Source organism: Paenibacillus sp. NN59 (assembly GCF_057597225.1).
Map to the genome: position 1 here is coordinate 2,448,648 of NZ_CP199678.1, position 19,702 is coordinate 2,468,349.

Genomic DNA, 19,702 nt, shown 5'->3' on the forward strand with positions numbered 1-19,702 from the left:
TGTGCTCACCTCTTGTATAAGAATAATTCTATACTATATGATACATATGACTTTTAAAATATAATAAAAGTGATGATGCATATAAGAATATGGAACTGGATTCTATTGTATTTAAGGAGGTTATCATGCTCATCTCACCGGGGCATCAGCGTTTTTTTATGACACCGCGGGATCAGCCGCTCCCACTATATATCGAGAGTATAGGATATAACGGAAATCAGGAAAAAGTCTCCAGAACTGCGGGTTATCCGTATTACCACTGGCTGCAAACGGTCAAGGGAGCAGGAGAGTTCAAGCTGTCAGGGACTTCAGCAATTGTTGGCGAAACCTCGGGTATTTTGCTTCCCCCAAACCTGCCTCATGAATATGCTCGTGTTCAAAACGAGTGGGAGACCATTTATATTACATTTGGTGGTTCGCAGTGTGCCGCCATCGTAGATTCACTTGGGTTGGGTGAGGCCGATATTCGCCAGTGGGAAACAGATAGTCCACTAAACGATTATGGTCAGCATGTGCTGAGTTCGATCGGGAGTGATCAGGATTTATCCGGATTGGAAGCCTCGGCGGACATGTATCGTTTCTTGATTTTGCTGAAAAAACACGGAATGACTGGCAATCGCTCTTCCATCTCCCAAGCTGTAGCAAGGCTTGCTCCGCTGCTTGCCTTTATGGAGGAACATTACGGCGACCCGGACATCGGGTTAGAACAAATGGCATGCATTATCGGAATCTCATCCAGGCATATGAATACGCTGTTTAAACAATCCTTCGGCATAACGGCCTACAGTTACTTCATTTTGCTTCGCATACGTAAAGCCAAAGAAATGCTGACGGGCAGTATGGAACTTACGATCAAGGAGACTGCGGCACGGGCCGGGTTCCGGGATGCCAGTCATTTTGTTGCCACATTTCGCCGGATTGAAGGGGCCACACCTGAACAGTTTCGCAACTTGTACTAATTACGCCAAGGTTGAACAAAAAGATCAGAAGGGTATTGATGCTTCTTCCTGTTGCCGTTATGATGGTATCGAATCCTAGAATCGAAAACGATTAAACGAATCTATTCCATATACATGAGAGAGGATGAGTCCGATCATGAGTTCAATTATTCCTTTGTGGGAGCAGGCGGCCCCATACGCGGCTACAGGCCATGAAGACGAAATGCCACATCTGATTCCTTTTATTCAACCGGGTTCCGAGAGCGCTGTCATTGTATGTCCAGGGGGCGGTTATGGCCATCTCGCTGACCATGAGGGTGCGCCCGTTGCTGAGTTGCTCAATCGAGCTGGCATTAGTGCTTTTGTGCTCAAATATCGAGTAGCACCGCACAGTCATCCGGCGCCTCTGGCGGATGGGCAACGTGCAATCCGTTATGTAAGAGCTCACGCGGAACACTACGGGATCAACCCGTCCAAAATTGCAGTACTTGGCTTTTCGGCAGGTGGCCATCTCACAGCAACATTGGGTACGCAGTACGATGATGGACAACCGGGCCATGAGGATCCGATTGAACAGGTAAGCTCTAGGCCGGACCGTGTCATTCTCTGTTATCCGGTTATCACAATGGAGTCTTATGGACATGAAGGCTCGCGTATCAACTTGCTAGGCGAGGATGCAACCGAAGAACAGGTTCAAGCGTTCAGTGCAGAGCGACAGGTTAGAGCAGATGCTCCTGAAGCATTTATTTGGCATACGAGTGATGACCAGGCTGTACCCGTGGAGAACAGTTTACGGTATGCTTTGGCTTTGGGTGCACATGGGATTCCATATGATCTTCACATCTTTGAAAAAGGTCCACATGGTTTAGGACTGGCGGAGCATGATGCTACGGTTCGAGTGTGGTCTGATCTATGTCTCACTTGGCTTAAAAATCAAGGTTGGTGACGTCGGCAACGGCACAAACTCTATTTTGCCAGTGAACTAACCGATCAATATCCAGCAAAGGAGAACAACGCCATGAAATTGCAAAAGAATGACAGACTTCTTTTTATCGGGGATTCCATTACCGATTGCGGACGAGCACATCCTGTAGGTGAAGGAAGTTCAGGGCTGGGACATGGGTATGTGGCACAGGTGTATGCTTTATTGCGGTCCATTTATCCCGAACTGATGCTGAGATTGCAGAATGTGGGTAATAGTGGGAATACCGTTCGTGACTTGAAGCAACGCTGGCAACAGGATGTACTTGATCTGAAACCGGACTGGCTCACAATTATGATCGGTATTAACGATGTGTGGCGGCAGTTCGATCACCCACTGGCTGACTCACAGGTGTTTCTGGAGGAATACGAGGCAACATTGCGTGAACTGGTCGCATCCGTGCGCCCGAATCTGAAAGGGCTTGTGCTTATGACCCCGTATTATCTGGAAGCGAACCCGGAAGATCCGATGCGGGCGACGATGGACATCTACGGAGAAGCGGTTCGCAGAGTAGCATCGGAATATGACGCGTTGTTTGTAGATACGCAGGCAGCATTTGCGCCACTGTGGGATCATTTTTATACATCGGTTCTCACACATGATCGAGTACACCCGGATGCTACGGGTCACATGGTACTTAGCAAAGCTTTTCTAGATGCGATTGGATTTGAATGGACGAGAAATACGAAATCCTAAGAAGGAGCGATAATATGAGTCATGTAACTGTAGTTGTGGATACACCAGCACAATTGGGAGAAGGACCAAGCTGGGATGCGGAAAATAGTCGTTTGTTATGGGTAGATATTGAAGGGTTTAAAGTACATGCATACCATCCCGAGACAGGTGAGGATCAGGCTTATGATGTGGGTGAACATGTCGGAGCGGTGGTGCCCTATCGTGGGGATGAAGTGATCGTTGCACTCCGAAGCGGCTTCTATACATATCATCTGCTCACGGGTGAGAAGCAAGCGATCGCGGACCCTGAGCAAGACAAATCTACCAATCGGTTCAATGATGGAAAATGTGATGCATACGGACGTTTTTGGGCCGGTACGATGAGCCTGAACAACGAACAAAAGGCTGGATCATTATATTGTCTGGAGGAAGGGAAGCCTGTACGCAATATGGTGCAGCAAGTATCCACCTCCAACGGTCTGGGTTGGAGCCCGAATCGTGAGTTCATGTATTACATCGATACGCCGACACGTTCCGTGGATCGTTTTGATTTTGATCTGGCTTCGGGTACGATCTCCAATCGGACGAGTATCATCTCAGTGCCGGAAGACATGGGATTCCCGGATGGCATGACTGTGGATGCGGAAGGTATGCTGTGGGTTGCCCATTGGGGTGGAGGAAGAGTCACCCGCTGGAACCCGGAGACAGGGGAACTGTTACAGCAGATCGAAGTGCATGCAGATCAGGTGACTTCCTGTTGTTTTGGCGGCCCGGATCTCGAAGATTTATATATTACTACTGCACGTATAGGAATTAAGGAAGAGCGCTTGCAGGAAACGCCGCAAGCAGGTGCATTATTTGTCGTTAAGCCGGGTGTTAAAGGGCAGGAAACACATGTCTACGGACGAAAAGCGTAAGCAAAGTGAGCAGGAAAAATCATAGTGGGTTTAAAGGTGCTGTGTGAACAGCATCTTTTTTTATTTTACCAGAGGATTACAAATTTTTTTTGAAAAGTGGATATTTACACAGAGGGGAAAAACGTTTTCTATCGAATGTTATTATTGAAAGTATTATCCATTTTGTGGTGGCGTTCGAAAAATTTTGTAAGCGCTTAACCGCAAATTGAAGGGAGGTGGATCTCCTCTAAGGGAGAAGGTATGGATTCGTCTGATACGCCATCATCAGCAGGTGAGACAGCGGGGATAGAGCGAATTGCCAAAATGTACAAACGCGAAAAGGAGGAGTAGTTGAGATGAAAAGGTGGATGAGCAAGTTACGAATCCTGAGTTTAAGTGTGGCTATTGTTACGGCTTCACTGGGTGGTCTGGGGATGGCAGGAACTTCAGAGGCTGCGCCGAGTGAGGCCTACGAATGGAAAAGCGTCGTTACTGGCGGAGGCGGAGGTTTTATACCCGGCATTATCTTTAATGAATCTGAAAAGGACTTGATCTATGCGCGCACTGATATAGGTGGAGCTTATCGCTGGAATCCGGTGGATAGTAGCTGGACTCCGCTTACTGACTTTGTAGGCTGGGACGACTGGAACAATAACGGGGTAGATGCGCTCGCCTCCGACCCTGTTGATCCAGATCGGGTGTACATGGCTGTAGGGACGTATACGAACTCATGGGTGAAGGACAACGGATATATCTTCCGTTCCACTGATCGCGGAGATACGTGGGAGAAAACCGAGCTACCCTTCAAGGTAGGGGGAAACATGCCCGGACGTTCCATGGGTGAGCGTCTGGTTGTGGACCCGAATGATAACAGCATATTGTATTTCGGAGCCCGCAGTGGCAACGGATTATGGAAAAGTACAGATTCTGGAGTAACCTGGAGTGAAGTGACCAGTTTTCCGAATCCGGGTAACTATGTTGAGAACCCTGCTAATGAATACACAAGTGACATTATAGGTCTCGCCTGGATTACTTTTGATGAAACAAGCGGCTCTGCGGGACAGGCTTCACAAACCATTTATGTCGGCGTAGCTGATAAAAGTGAAAGCATCTATCGCAGTACCGACGGCGGCTTGACCTGGACTGCTGTTCCCGGACAACCTACGGGTTATCTGCCTCATCATGGGAAAATGGACGTAGATGGAAGTTTGTATATTACCTACAGTAATGGTGCGGGACCCTACGACGGAACGAAAGGGGATGTCTGGAAGCTAAACACAGCAACCGGAGTATGGAAGAACATCAGCCCAGTTCCGAGCAGCAGTTCGGATAACTATTATGGTTATGGCGGGTTGGCTATTGATGCACAGGAGCCTGGAACGATAATGGTCGCAACGCTGAATTCCTGGTGGCCTGATGCTATTCTGTTCCGTAGTAAAGATGGTGGAGATACCTGGACACGAATATGGGACTTTGAAGGGTATCCTGACCGAAAATTCAGATATACGCAGGATATTTCCGCGGCGCCTTGGTTAACCTTCGGTGTGAATCCTGCACCGCCGGAAATTTCGCCTAAGCTGGGCTGGATGATTGCTGCTCTGGAGATTGATCCGTTTGATTCCGACCGATTGATGTATGGAACGGGGGCAACCATATACGGAACCAACAATCTGACGGATTGGGACGAGGATAAGAAAATTAACATTTCCGTTATGGCCAAAGGCATTGAAGAAACCAATGTCATGGATTTGATTAGCCCGCCAAGCGGAGCGAATCTGCTTAGTGCACTCGGTGATGTTGCCGGGTTCCGTCATGATGATCTCACCAAAGCTCCAGCAACGATGTTTACGAATCCGAATTATCCTTCAACAGAGAGTATTGATTTTGCCGAATTGAGCCCAAACACCATGGTACGGGTGGGGAAAGCAGATTACACGGTTGATCCCAATGCGAGATCCATTGGATTATCCAGCGACGGAGGAAAAACGTGGTACAAAGCAAGTGCAGAGCCGTCAGGTACTGCCGGAGGCGGAACTGTTGCCATCTCGGCGACAGGCAACCGTCTGGTCTGGAGCACATCGGATCGCGGGGTATTCCACTCTGTAGGCGGTAATTCCTGGACGGCAAGTACAGGCATACCAGCAGGTGCCAAAGTCATTTCCGACAGAGTTAACCCGAGCAAGTTTTATGGCTTCGCTGCAGGGAAAATTTACGTCAGTGTTAATGGTGGAGCATCGTTCACTGTATCTCCAGCTACTGGGCTTCCTGCCTCAGGTAATTCAGACCTCGACGCTGTGCCAGGTGTGGAAGGAGAACTGTGGTTTGCTGGGGGCAATGAAGAAGAAGGGCCCTACGGCTTGTGGCACTCAACAGATTCTGGAGCGACCTTTACGAAGCTCGCCAATGTAGAAGAAGCGGACAGCATCGGTTTTGGTAAAGCAGCTCCTGGGCAAAGTGTTGTCGCTTTGTATGCCGTTGCACAGATTGATGGGACTCGCGGATTTTTCCGTTCTGATGATGGTGGCACGAACTGGGTGCGAATTAACGATGATCAGCATCAGTACGCCCGTGTGACCACAATTACAGGTGACCCACGTATTTATGGCAGAGTATATCTAGGTACCAACGGACGCGGAATACTCTATGCGGACCCGGTTAATGGCAATGGGGGCACACCTACAGTACCTAATTCGACCATCACCCCGGTAACGGCTCAATTTGATCTGAATGTGGATCATCAGGCCAATATTCCTGTCACGTTAACACTTAATGGCAATACACTGACCTCTATTCGGAACGGAAACGCGATACTTGTAGCCGGAACCGACTATACCGTTGCGGGTAATCAGGTTGTGCTGTCCAAAAATTATTTAGCCACATTGTCTAAAGGTGCAGCTGTGTTAACTTTTCAGTTCAGTGCAGGCAACCCTGCGGTGCTGAACCTGACCGTTAAGGATACAACTGTGGTCATCCCAGGTGGAACAATTCGTATCGAGATGTACAATGGAACAACGGCAGCTACGGGCAGTTCCATCACTCCCAAATTCAGATTGACCAATACCGGTACAACTCCACTCCATCTGTCCGATGTGAAAATTCGATATTACTATACGATTGACGGTAGTCAGCCTCAAAATTTCTTCTGCGATTGGGCTGCTGTGGGAAGTGCCAATGTTACCGGTACGTTCAGTTCCATTAATCCTGCGTTGCCAGGAGCGGATCATGTGTTAGAGGTTGGATTCAAGGCAACTGCGGGAATGTTAAACGCAGGACAGAGCACGGAAATCCAGACTCGCTTTTCCAAAGACAATTGGACCAATTACACTCAAACGGATGATTACTCCTTTGAAGGAACGCATACCTCTTATGCTGACTGGTCCAAAGTAACTGGATATGTTGCGGGTCAACTTGAATGGGGAATAGAGCCGTAACATTCGGTTCATGATTGAATTGAGAAAATAATAATGAACAAGAGGTCTCAAAATGCCTGAGTAGGTCGTGGCGTTTTTGGGACTTCTTGTTTTGTCGAAATATAGTGTAAACTATAAGTAGTTACTATTGCTTAAACATAGGATTTAAGATATAACAATATGTACGATTATTATAATGTTCATGTAACCGCTAACAACAACAACTTCAATAACCAACATATAGAGGGTTAAACGGTATAGATATAGAGTGATAGAAGAGACAGGGGGGTCGCGATCATGAACCGGTTGTGCAAGGTGCTGATTGTTGACGATGAATTTCTGGTTAGACAGGGTATTAAGCACCACATGAACTGGGAAGCAGAAGGATTTAATATTGTAGGGGAAGCATCCAATGGCGAAGAAGGTCTGCAACAGGTGGAGTTGTTAAAACCGGATATCGTCATTACCGACATCGTGATGCCTGTTATGGACGGTGAAACTTTTGTTCGTACACTCAAAGCGGGTTACCCGCATATTGAGGTCATTGTGCTGAGCAGTTTCAGTGAATTCGAATATGTTCGATCTACATTGCAGCATGGAGCGGCAGATTACATATTGAAGCCCAAGCTGGATACGAATGAACTTCTGGAAGTGTTAAGACGTACGGCCGGCAAAATACCGGAGCTTCAATACGAGCCATCCCATGATGGCTGGCGGCTTGGTCAATTAATGGAGAAAATGTTATCCGGATTCACGCTGGACGAAGACAACGAAATGCCTGTTATTCGGGAAAACTTCCCGTTAGGCGCTTTTCGCTTGCTCGCATTTCAGATTACTGAAAGTAGTTTGAAAAATCAGGATCAGATTGAAACTGAGGTTCGAAAACGCTTGCCTGGGATTGAATGTGCTATTTTACCAGCAGAAAGCCGGTTGTCTGTTATGTTGCTGAACATGAAACCTGAGCAAGATGAAGCTACGGTTGAGCAGATCAGGGAATGGGCTAAGGAAGCAGGGGCAGGGCAGAATGCTCCGGTGTGGGTGCTTAGTGAGAGATTTCTTTCTTTTGAAAAGATGGGAGACATCTATCGCGAGCGTTTGCTTAAATTAATGGAGTTTTGCTTCTATTATACGAATCGTGCGATTCTGATTGATGGCGAGCTTCCGCCAATGCATCCTGCAGGGTATCAATTCAACGTCAATATGTTTTTGCAACATGTAAAACGCAATCGGGTGGAGACAGCCAAAGAATATTTGCATGAACATGCCGCGACACTTGGGAGAGACTATATTGCTGATGTATTCGAGATCAAATCATTTCTGGGTAACTTGATCTTCAATGTCACGATTACCCTGGCAGATATGGATGTGCAGTCAGCGGGGCTTGAAGAGAGTAAATATACGTATTTTAAAAATGTGGATGGAGCCTCGACGCTTACCGAAGTGATGCTGGTTCTGGATCAATTCATGACGGAGGTTCAGGAATGTGTTTCCGGTTCAGGAGGCAAACGAAGTGATCCGAATATGACCATGTTGCTGGATTACATGCATGCGCACTATGACCAGCCCTTGGGGCTGTCCGAAGTGGCCAAACATTTTCATTTTAACCCGTCGTATCTATCCAGTTACTTCTCGTCACATAAAAAAGAAGGATTTAATGAATATCTGAACAAGATTCGCATTGAGAAAGCGGAGGAATTGCTACGATCGGATGATGTCACGATATCTGAAATTAGCAGTATGGTGGGGTATTCAGATCACAGTTACTTCTGTAAAGTGTTCAAAAAATTCACAGGACTATCTCCAAGTCGCTATCGGCGTAAATTTTGGGCTTAATATAGAAATGGATGAGATTACTTCATGAAAAAGTGGAAAAATGGCTTGTCGCGTCTCGGATTATTCCCCAAGCTAATTCTGGTTATGGTTGTCAGTATAGTCCTGGTGTCAGTGCTTATATTGTGGACAACAATTCATATGTCAACCAATCTGTTTACTGAAACGTTCAGCATCACGAATTCGAAGGTGCTGAGCCAGATCAAAACGAATTTTGATGCGTTTAACGACTCCATCGCTGCGGTGACGAACAATGTGGCCCAAAGTGGGGCTATTCGAGGGTTTCTATCGGATGGGGATGGGGATTCGGTTACCATGTCCAAATCGTACTACAGTATGCGGGAAACGATGAAGCGGGTTCAGTCCATCATTGAGTTTTATGAAGTGGGTATTACGATTGCGGGGGTAAATGGACGAAGTTTTTCGACCAATCCCTCATACATCCAGAAAACAGCCGACGAATTAAAACAGGATCAGATCACAAAGGCAGCGACCGAGTCACCGAGTCGTCTGATCTTCGATGACTACCAGGCCCAGACCAAAGAGGGCACATTGCGAATGATCTCTGCAACAAAAGCGCTGACGGATCGAACGCGAAGCAAAATCTATGGTACGGTTTATATCACGATGAGGGAAGAGTCATTCCGTCAGTTCTACGCCAATTTTACAAGCCGGGGCAATGATGTCGTCATTATGAATGAAAAAGGGGAGATCGTATCCTCTAACCGGGAAGACTGGATTGGCACGACTCAATCTGAACTGTTATCATATGCCGAAACCATAAATGAAACGGCACCCAAAAACATCAATGCACGAGTCATGGGGCAGGATAGCATCATATTATCTGAATATTTACCATTTTACCGTTTGTATATGGTAAACATCGTGGATAAGGAATCTGCGATGGGACAGCTCATTGATATGAAGACGGTCGCATTGATCTGTGCTGCGATTGTGTTTGCGGCTCTGTTGCTGGTATTCCTGATTACGAGTCAGATGACGAAGTCGCTACGCAGACTGGTCAAACAGATGTCTAACATTACGAAGAGTGATCTGGATAACTATATCCCGATCAGCGGCAGTTATGAGAGCAGGCAGTTAGGTCATGCGTACAATTACATGCTAGATGAATTGCATGATTACGTGGATCAGCTTGTACAGACGCAACGGGAACAACGTAATGCTGAGCTTGCGGCGCTTCAGAGCCAGATTAATCCTCATTTTCTGTATAACACCCTGGCTTCTGTCAAAGTTCTGGTACAGCAGGGCAATAAAGATCGGGCTGCGGAAACGATTAATGCGCTAATTGGTTTGTTGCAAAATACGATTAGCGATGTCAGAGAGACGGTAACAGTAGAGCAAGAGGTCGAGAACCTGAAAAATTATGTCTTCATCAACCATGTGCGTTATGGCGGACGGATCAAAGCGGCCTTTTACGTAGCTCCGGATTGCACACACTATCAGGTTCCCAAGCTGGTGATTCAACCCTTTATCGAAAATGCCTTCTTTCATGGGTTTATTAAAAAAGAAACGGGCACGATTCATGTGATGGTTTCCCGCGCGGGAGAATCATTAGTGTGCGAGATCATGGATAATGGTGATGGTATTGCAGGACTTAATGTAGAAGGAGCACTACCCAATCCGAAAAATAATCGTCAACTGTTCAGTGGCATAGGTATCCGAAACGTGCATGATCGAATTGAGTTGTTGTACGGCTCACCTTATGGTGTGACGATTATGAGCAACGTTGGCGAGGGGACAAGAGTCACTGTAACGTTGCCGTTGATTACGAGTTGAAAAAGATAATAAAAAGTCTCAAAATACAACAACCCTTCATTTCTGATTCCCAGAGATGAGGGGTTTTTCGTATGCAAATTCACGGACTCACTGCATATTTGTAAAATTTTCAGCTCAAAATAGTACAAAATCAAAAGAAAGTACAAAAAACCAAATTAAGTGCAACCGTTTTCTGTAAAGGTTTTCATTGTGGCAATAAGAAGACAAATCTGCACAAAATTTTTACTAACGAATGGAGAAATGGGAATGATAAGATGAATACATCGGAAGCAACCGCTTTCAGAAAACGCAAACAAATTTACAAACAAAGAGGTCGAAGGGGAGTTGAATGTTTTGAAAAAAATGTGGGTATTGATGCTCGTAACCGTATTGCTGTTGTCCGCATGTTCATCCGGCGGTGGAGGTAAAGAAGCTGCTAGCGGTGGTGGCGGCGAGAAAGCAAAAGAAATTACGATCTGGGCTTGGGATAAAGCATTTAACGTTGCTGCTCTGGAGCAAGCTAAAGCCATTTATCAAAAAGAAAACCCGGATCTGAAAATCAACATCATTGAGAATGCTCAAGATGCGATCATTCAAAAGCTGAACACTGGATTGAACTCCGGAACAAGCAGCGGTCTGCCAAACGTAGTTCTGATTGAAGACTATCGTGCACAAAGCTTCTTGAGCGCTTATCCAGATGCGTTCAAAGATTTGTCTTCCACAATCAAAGCATCCGATTTTGCAGAGTATAAAATTGGACCAACTTCTTATGAAGGTAAACAATACGGTATTCCGTTTGACTCCGGCGTAGCTGGTTTGTACTACAGAACAGACTTGCTTGAGGAAGCAGGCTACAAAGCTGCTGACCTGCAAGATATCACGTGGGATGATTACATCAAAATCGGTGAAGCTGTAAAAGCAAAAACAGGTAAAGAGCTTCTGTCTCTTGACCCGAACGACCTGGGTATCATCCGGATGATGATCCAAACTGCAGGTAAATGGTACACAGCTGAAGATGGTAAAACACCTGATCTGAACAACAACCCTGCATTGAAAGAAGCGTTCGAAACATACAAAAAAATGATGGATGCTAACATTGTTAAATTGCATTCCGACTGGAGCCAATTCGTTGCCAATGCCAATAACGGTGCTGTAGCAACAATTCCTACAGGTAACTGGTTCTCACCATCCGTTCGTCAAGAAGCTTCCCAATCCGGTAAATGGGCTGTAGCTCCAATGCCGAAAATGGCTGGTCAAGCAAACTCTGTACATGCATCCAACTTGGGTGGTAGCTCTTGGTACATCATGAATGATGTTCCTGGTGCAGATCAAGCGGCTGACTTTATGGCTAAAACTTTTGGTTCCGACAAAGAGTTGTATCAAGAATTGTTGACTAAAATCGGTGCAATCGGTACGTACACGCCGGCTGTTGATGGTGAAGCATACAACAAACCAGACGAGTTCTTCAGCGGTCAAAAAATCTTCGCTGATTTCGCTAACTGGACTAAAGAAATTCCAAAAGTAAACTATGGTAGCAACACTTATGCAATCGAAGATATCTTGGTTGTTGAAATGCAAGCATACCTGAACGGTAAATCAATCGATGACGTTCTGAATGATGCACAAAAACAAGCTGAGGCACAATTAAACTAATATCCCAAGGTAACTTATAGAACCTAGGAAACAACGGAGCCGTCTCCCTTGTCTGGCGCAAGTCGAGCTGGACATGGCGAGAGGCTCTGTAGGTTCTGACCATGTTGCATGGAGAGAGAGGAGCCATACTGTGAAAGCCATAAATACAGGAGACAGTCTCCAAAAGAAAAATAATTTGACTGGATGGGCTTTTGTTTTGCTGGCTGTTGTCGGAATTGTAGCATTCTACTTCTATCCGATGATTCAAGCGCTGCTCTTATCATTCAAGTCAGGCAAAGGTGCCAACCTTGAGTTTTCGGGCCTAGCGAACTACAAAAGATTGCTCGTTGATACCACGTTCCGTACGGCATTATCAAACACGTTCATTTACTTAATCATTCAAGTACCTTTAATGATCATTCTCGGTTTGTTCATTTCCGTATTGCTGAATGACAGCACACTGCGTTTCCGGAGCTTTTTCCGTACTGCAATTTTCTTGCCTTGTGTAACTTCACTTGTTGCTTACTCGGTTGTATTCAAGTATTTGTTTGCACCGGATGGTATGGTGAACCAAGCTTTGCTGGGTTTACACATTATCGGCACACCAATTCAATGGATTACCGACCCGTTCTGGGCTAAAATTACGATCATAATCGCCGTTACTTGGCGTTGGACCGGATATAACATGATTTTCTATCTGTCATCCTTGCAAAACATCGATCAATCGATCTATGAAGCAGCGAAGATTGACGGAGCCAATGCTTTCACTCAATTTTTCAAGATTACTGTACCATTGCTCAAACCGATCATTCTCTTTACGTCCATTACATCAACGATTGGTACATTGCAAATCTTTGATGAAATTATGAATATTACCAAAGGTGGTCCAGGTAACGCGACCATGTCGATCTCACAATACATCTACAACCTTTCGTTCAAATATTCACCGGACTTCGGTTATGCAGCAACCGTTTCGTATTCCATCGTAATTCTGATCATTATTTTGTCCATCATCCAGTTCAAAGTGGCAGGTGATAATAAAAATGGCTAATTCAAAAGCAAAACGCATTTTCACATATGTTTTCCTGTCCCTCGTCGCTTTTATTTCCATCTTCCCATTTTTCTGGATGATCGTCAGCGCTACAAACAAATCAGTAGACGTAACTAGAGGCACGTTGCTGCCGGGCTCCGCTTTAATTGAAAACATCAACAAATTGCTCGACACTACGAATCTGATTCAGGCACTGAGCAACTCAGCGATTATCTCCATCGTGTCAACCATTCTTGCTCTCTTGATTGGTTCCATGGCGGGTTACGGGTTTGAAGTATTTCGGACAAAATCCCGCGATATCGTGTTTAACATCCTGCTCATGTCGATGATGATCCCGTTTGCAGCGATTATGATTCCGCTCTATCGGATGTTTGCAACCATTTCGAGTGCAGCACCGGCAATCGGTATTAATACAATGGCTTCGGTTATTATCCCGACCATCACAACAGCGTTCCTGATCTTCTTCTTCCGTCAGAACACCAAAATGTTCCCGAAAGATTTGTTGGAAGCAGGTCGGATTGACGGTCTGAGCGAGCTGGGTATTTTCTTGAAAATCTACATGCCTACGATGAAAACAACATACGCAGCAGCAGCGATCATTACATTCATGAGCAGCTGGAACAACTATCTATGGCCACTCATCGTATTGCAAACGCCAGATCAGCAAACCATTCCGCTCCTGATCTCCAACCTGGGCGCAGGTTATGCTCCAGATTACGGCGTTATTATGACAGCAGTTGTTATTGCAACACTTCCAACTGCACTGGTGTTCTTCATCATGCAAAAACACTTTGTTGCAGGTATGGTTGGTTCCGTAAAATAAGCATAAGTGCATATCACGTCCAACTGGACGAATGCAGGAAAGAAGGGAGGACGCCTGTACAGGCGTACCTCTATCTTTTTTGTATAGATGCAAACTCATCACGAAATTCGTACTACAGAGGGAGAGAGAGCCGATGAAAGCAACAAAGGCAGATATCAACTGGTTAGGTGACGTAAGTGTATTTGAGGTAAACCGTCTTCATGCTTATTCCGATCACCGCTATTATCAAACGATGGAAGAAGCTGTGGCTTCCGCTGAGATGGCACTTCGTTACGATCTGAATGGAACTTGGAAATTCAACTACTCAATCCGTCCGGATTGCCGTCCTGAACTATTTTATACATCCGAGTACTCCAGCGAAGGCTGGGATGATATTGAAGTACCGGGACATATCCAGCTTCAAGGTTACGGACAGATTCAATATGTGAACACGCAATATCCATGGGATGGATTGAATGAACTCCGTCCGCCAGCTCTGCCGCAGGATAAAAACGCGGTGGGTAGTTACATTCGCACATTCCATCTGCCAGCAGGCTGGGAAGCGAATCCGGTATACATTTCGTTCCAAGGTGTGGAATCCGCATTTTATGTATGGTTGAACGGACAATTCGTAGGGTACGGAGAAGATAGTTTCACACCATCTGACTTTGACCTGACACCGTTCCTTCAAGATGGAGAGAACAAACTGGCGGTTGAAGTATACCAACGCAGCACAGGTAGCTGGTTAGAGGATCAGGACTTCTGGCGTTTCTCCGGTATCTTCAGAGATGTATATCTGTACACAGTTCCGGCTGCACATATCCGTGATGTTCATGTTCGTACCGATTTGGATGCTTCATATACAAACGGTACATTGGAACTCGATCTGAAACTGGAAGGAAAAGCGGCAACAGGTGCACGGATCGAAGCCGAGCTTCTGGACAAGAACGGAAATACAGTCAAAAGTTTTGGCGGTAATGTAGTCGATAATGGGCTGGTACAACTGCGTGAAGAAATTGGCCAAGTTAACCTCTGGAGTGCAGAGATTCCGTATCTGTATCGTCTGTACATCCGTGTATATGATGCAGCAGGCAACCTTGTGGAAGTTGTTCCTCAAGCCGTCGGTTTCCGTAAATTCGAAATGATCGACAAAGTGATGCACATTAATGGCAAGCGTATTGTGTTCAAAGGCGTAAACCGTCACGAGTTCAACCCGCGCCGTGGTCGTGCTGTAACGAAGGAAGACATGCTGTGGGACGTGCGTACGATCAAACAAAACAATATGAATGCTGTTCGTACATCACATTATCCGAACCAAAGTTTGTGGTATGAGCTCTGCGATGAGTACGGACTCTATGTGATTGATGAGATGAACCTGGAAACACACGGTTCCTGGCAAAAGCTTGGGGCTGTTGAGCCTTCATGGGTAATCCCTGGCGATAAGCCGGAATGGCATGATATTGTTATGGATCGTGCAATTTCGATGGTAGAGCGTGACAAAAACCATCCGTCCATTCTGATCTGGTCTTGTGGTAACGAGTCCCATGGTGGTGAAGTGATCTACAAAGTATCACAATACTTCAAATCGGCAGATCCAACACGTATGGTTCATTACGAAGGTGTGTTCCACGACCGCCGTTTCAATGACACAAGTGACATGGAATCCCGGATGTATGCAAAACCGGCTGACATCGAGGAATTCCTGAACGATAACCCGACCAAACCATATATCAGCTGTGAGTATATGCATGCGATGGGTAACTCCATTGGCGGTATGCATAAATACACAGAACTTGAAGATAAGTACCCGATGTATCAAGGTGGATTCATCTGGGATTACATCGATCAATCGATCTACAAAAAAGACCGTTACGGTAAAGAGTATCTGGCTTACGGCGGGGACTTCGGGGATCGTCCATCAGACTATTCGTTCTGTGGCAACGGGATTGTGCACGCAGATCGTAAAGTGACAGCTAAAATGCAGGAGGTTAAATTCCTGTATCAAAACATTAAATTGTTCCCAAGCCGTGACGGCGTTAAAATCGTAAACCAGAACCTGTTCACAGATACTTCCGCGTATGAACTGGTGTACAGCCTGGAGCGTGAAGGAAATGAAGTATTGCGCGGTACACTGGATGTAAATGTTGCTGCGGAAAGTGAAACTGTGATAGAACTTCCTTTGAATGCAAAGGCTCTTGAAGGTGGCGAATATGCTGTTAACGTGGCGTTTGTACTGAAAGAAGCAACGCTGTGGGGTGACAAAGGTGAGGAAGTCGCGTTTGGCCAGTTTATTTTCACACAAGAAGGTAGCGAAGCGGCTGTTGTAACGGATAAAAACGTTGTGAGCGATATTCAGGTGGTTGAAGGTGACGTAAACATTGGTGTTCGCGTTGGTCAAACGCATGTGTTGTTCTCCAAGCAGTTTGGAACACTCGTTTCCCTGAAATTCTCCGGTCGTGAAACGATTGCGATCCCACCTGCACCACTGTTCTGGCGTGCAACGACAGACAATGATAAGGGTACAGCAATGGGCTTTGAGCTTGGTGCATGGTATGCTGCCAGCCTGTTGCCACGTTCTGTAGAATGGAAACATGAACAAAAATCGGATCAGTACCGGATTGAGTTCACCTATAAATTGAACATCTCGGCCGATGTAGAGGTAAAAGTGACCTATACGGTGCTGGCTGATGGAAGTGTACATGTGCATAACACGTACAAAGGTACCGAAGGATTGCCAAACCTGCCTATCCACGCATTGTCGTTCAGAACATCTCCGGATTATGAGAATGTGGAATGGCTGGCAATGGGACCAGAGGAAAACTATTCGGATCGCGCATTTGGCGCTCGTCTGGGGATCCATGGCAGTAAGGTTGCAGATACGATGGCTCCATATCTTGTACCGCAAGAGTCGGGTAACCGTACAGGGGTACGCTGGGCTAAGTTGACGGACAATGCAGGACGCGGTTTCAAAATCGAAGCTTCCGGTGCACCGGTTGAATTGAATGTGTCACCATATACAGCGTTTGAACTGGAGAATGCGCAGCATGTGTATGAGTTGCCACCAGTGCATTACACTGTCGTTACGGTAGCCGGTAAACAAATGGGTGTTGGCGGTGACGATAGCTGGGGCGCTCCGGTACATCCGGAATATCAAATTCCTTCCAATGGTGAACTGAGCTTTGAATTCGTTATTCGTTCACTGTAAAAGGGAAGTATACGGTAAGAACAACAAGTGATGTTGGCACCTTGTCAATGTAGTGGTAACTTGAATTAAAACGTGATTATATCAGAGGCAGAGGTTCCCTTGGATGGGGGCCTCTGTTTTTTTGCTTTCCCTTATTGAAACCGTTCTCGCTTCATTCTCGTAGAGTACTGCACAAAGATACTGAGGAGGGGACAGGATGAGCAGAAAAGCAAAAACAGGGGTGTGGGTGACAGTGATCGCCGTTCTGGGCATCATTGTTGGATCATTTATATGGTATTTCAATACGGCTTCAGGTGAACGTGCACTCAAAACGATGAGATCAAATAATGCTGGCGGCTTGGAACGTGTAGTTAAGGTATATAGTAATTCGGGTGAGCTGATTCAGACTTACGAAGGCAAGATTGACGTACAGGATACGGAGTATGGCAATAAAGTACTGTTTGACCTGAACGGGAAACGGGTTGTGATCTACAATGCTACGATTGTGACGGAAGAGAAGTGAAGAGAAGTGAAGTGACAGGTACTCTGGTGATCCATAGTACGTAGATAGATCAGGAGACATAATTCTACTTCTGTAGTAAAATTAAGGAAAAGTATGAGAGTTGAGTGATTCAGAATGATGATGTTAATCGTTGCTCTTTCCTTGCTGGGTATGGTTGCTTTCTATAGTTTAATTGCTTACCTCCTGATTCGCATCATTTCAAAAAAAGCTTTTAAAGTGACGTTAACGAAGTTGGAGATCATAGAAATCATAACTTGGCTTTCACTGATTTTTTTTGCTTTCTATGCGATCAGATCAGGAGCATCTTCTATGTTCTTGCCGTCTGTCCTACTTTTTATAACGTTAATGAATATGCGAATCTCGAATCGAAAACAAAGAGAACGTGTTAAACAAGAATGTACTTGAGTTGTCGAGACAAGGAGGTTGCGCTTTGATTCTGGACAAAACAACCGATACGTCAGGGCTGACACAAGTTGTTGACCTATCTGATGAATTGCAGCCTGTTTTCGACAAAGCCGCTGAAAAATATGCTTCGTGTGATATTGAACTGTACTTTGTCTTCCGCTGCCTTCCCGATGAATATGGGTGCAAATCAAACGTCAGACATGTGAAGGCAGAAAAGGTAATCTATTTCGATATGACGGTTAGTGAAGACCGTTATAAGACCTGGAGCAAAAGTAAACAGCGATATGCATTAGGCCATGCGTTTTATACGTTTGTGAGCGACAAGATGAAGAAGTATAAGATAGATCATCTGGATAGGGATGCATTTATTGCAGATATGGGTGCGTGGCTTAAAGAAATTGGATGGTTGCAGACGGAAGAGGAAGCAGAGTTGAATGAGATGCAGGAGAAGTATGAGTAGAAACGGGTGAGTTCAATCATTCTTAGAGTAACCTATAAGAAATAAGTTAAGTGTCAAAATAGCAGTATCTGGCCGACTGATTAGTCGGTTCTTTTAATAATAGACAAATCAGAGCATTTCTGAGCAAGAAGATTCCAGAGGGTTCTTTTACACTGTAAAAGAAAGGAGATGAGAGATCCTGGAAATATTTAAACTGCTTCACCAATCGATTGATTATGTGGAACGACATCTTCATTTGCCAATTGAGATTGAAGATATTGCTAGGGCAGGCATGAGTTCGAAGTATCACTTTCAGCGAATGTTTCATGCAGTAACCGGCGTAACGGTTACCCAGTACGTAAGAAACAGACGTCTCACACTTGCGGCTCAGGAGTTAGCAGGAACAAACTGTAAAGTTATTGATGTTGCACTTAAGTATGGTTATGAAAGTCCAGCAGCTTTTACAAAAGCGTTCCAAAGGATGCATGGGGTAACACCTCTTGAGGCGAAGAAAATGAATGTGAAACTTAAAGCATTTCCTCGAATCTCCTTTCAAATTCAGGTTAGAGGTGAATCAGAGATGAATTATCGATTTGTCGAGGAAAAAGGCTCTATTGTATTTGGGAAAAGCGTTATCATCCATGAAGATGCGTATAAAGAGATACCCGTATTTGTGGAGGGCATTTGGAAAGATGGGACCCATGGTCAGATACTCAAGTTGTTAGAGAAACCGGATGGATCATTGTTATATGGGTATCATTATGATTTTGCTGAGAATGGTTCGAGGCGGTATTTGATGGGAGCAGAAGTGCCAGAGGGCATTCAGGTACCGGATGAATTTACTGTCCTTCCTATACCTGATCAAACTTATGCTGTTTTTGACAGCCGAGGGACGATGCCAGATGATGTCGAAATTGATGTAAGCATTCAGGATATTTGGAAACGGATCTACACCGAGTGGTTCCCGTCAACGAATTTTGAACAAGTGGAAGGACCCTGTATAGAAAAATATTACTGGGTGGATGAACGGGAGAAGGATTTCATCACTGAAGTATGGATTCCGATTCGTAAAATTGAAGAGGACATTAAATCATTGTAAGGAATGATTACCGTATAAAGAAGAAAGATGGAAAATGGCCAGCAATTTATCCAAAATGGA

General features: G+C 45.3%; 14 protein-coding genes. All 14 read left to right on the plus strand.

Annotated features, from left to right (window positions below; genetic code table 11):
• Positions 1–125 precede the first annotated feature (125 nt).
• The 14 genes from ACT89M_RS10885 to ACT89M_RS10950 all read left to right on the plus strand — a co-directional run bounded on the left by ACT89M_RS10885 (position 126) and on the right by ACT89M_RS10950 (position 19,642).
• Positions 126–959 (plus strand): helix-turn-helix domain-containing protein, encoded by an 834-nt coding sequence (locus ACT89M_RS10885; RefSeq protein ID WP_154886420.1) that lies wholly within the window; start codon positions 126–128, stop codon positions 957–959.
• 136 nt (positions 960–1,095) lie between these two features.
• The gene (locus tag ACT89M_RS10890; protein WP_154886419.1) at positions 1,096–1,884 is read left to right on the plus strand and encodes an alpha/beta hydrolase; all 789 of its coding nucleotides are present in this window, start codon (positions 1,096–1,098) and stop codon (positions 1,882–1,884) included.
• A 72-nt stretch (positions 1,885–1,956) separates the two neighbouring features.
• The gene (locus tag ACT89M_RS10895) at positions 1,957–2,616 is read left to right on the plus strand and encodes an SGNH/GDSL hydrolase family protein (RefSeq protein WP_090923924.1); all 660 of its coding nucleotides are present in this window, start codon (positions 1,957–1,959) and stop codon (positions 2,614–2,616) included.
• Positions 2,617–2,630: 14 nt separating this feature from the next.
• Positions 2,631–3,512: an SMP-30/gluconolactonase/LRE family protein gene (locus ACT89M_RS10900; RefSeq protein ID WP_154886418.1), complete on the plus strand. Its 882-nt coding sequence runs from the start codon at positions 2,631–2,633 to the stop codon at positions 3,510–3,512.
• A 335-nt stretch (positions 3,513–3,847) separates the two neighbouring features.
• A complete protein-coding gene (locus ACT89M_RS10905; protein WP_308722045.1) occupies positions 3,848–6,922 on the plus strand; it encodes a cellulose binding domain-containing protein in 3,075 nt (1,024 codons plus the stop codon).
• A 276-nt stretch (positions 6,923–7,198) separates the two neighbouring features.
• Positions 7,199–8,734, plus strand: coding sequence for a response regulator transcription factor (locus tag ACT89M_RS10910; protein WP_308722044.1), 1,536 nt, complete (start codon positions 7,199–7,201; stop codon positions 8,732–8,734).
• A gap of 24 nt (positions 8,735–8,758) precedes the next feature.
• Positions 8,759–10,528 (plus strand): cache domain-containing sensor histidine kinase, encoded by a 1,770-nt coding sequence (locus ACT89M_RS10915; protein ID WP_090923920.1) that lies wholly within the window; start codon positions 8,759–8,761, stop codon positions 10,526–10,528.
• Between the two features lie 333 nt (positions 10,529–10,861).
• The gene (locus ACT89M_RS10920; protein ID WP_167375818.1) at positions 10,862–12,160 is read left to right on the plus strand and encodes an extracellular solute-binding protein; all 1,299 of its coding nucleotides are present in this window, start codon (positions 10,862–10,864) and stop codon (positions 12,158–12,160) included.
• Positions 12,161–12,290: 130 nt separating this feature from the next.
• Positions 12,291–13,190, plus strand: coding sequence for a carbohydrate ABC transporter permease (locus ACT89M_RS10925; protein ID WP_090923919.1), 900 nt, complete (start codon positions 12,291–12,293; stop codon positions 13,188–13,190).
• On the plus strand, positions 13,183–14,013 hold the full coding sequence (locus ACT89M_RS10930; RefSeq protein WP_090923918.1) for a carbohydrate ABC transporter permease: 831 nt from the start codon (positions 13,183–13,185) through the stop codon (positions 14,011–14,013). The genes ACT89M_RS10925 and ACT89M_RS10930 overlap by 8 nt, the downstream gene beginning before the upstream one ends.
• A 133-nt stretch (positions 14,014–14,146) precedes the next feature.
• Positions 14,147–17,197, plus strand: a complete 3,051-nt coding sequence (gene lacZ / locus ACT89M_RS10935) for a beta-galactosidase, LacZ type (RefSeq protein WP_154886415.1) — start codon at positions 14,147–14,149, stop codon at positions 17,195–17,197.
• A 196-nt stretch (positions 17,198–17,393) separates the two neighbouring features.
• Positions 17,394–17,699, plus strand: coding sequence for a hypothetical protein (locus ACT89M_RS10940; protein ID WP_090923916.1), 306 nt, complete (start codon positions 17,394–17,396; stop codon positions 17,697–17,699).
• 430 nt (positions 17,700–18,129) lie between these two features.
• Entirely contained in the window at positions 18,130–18,564 is a 435-nt protein-coding gene (locus tag ACT89M_RS10945; RefSeq protein ID WP_154886414.1) for an Imm44 family immunity protein, read from the plus strand.
• Between the two features lie 217 nt (positions 18,565–18,781).
• Entirely contained in the window at positions 18,782–19,642 is an 861-nt protein-coding gene (locus ACT89M_RS10950; RefSeq protein ID WP_261769165.1) for an AraC family transcriptional regulator, read from the plus strand.
• The last annotated feature ends 60 nt before the right edge of the window (positions 19,643–19,702 follow it).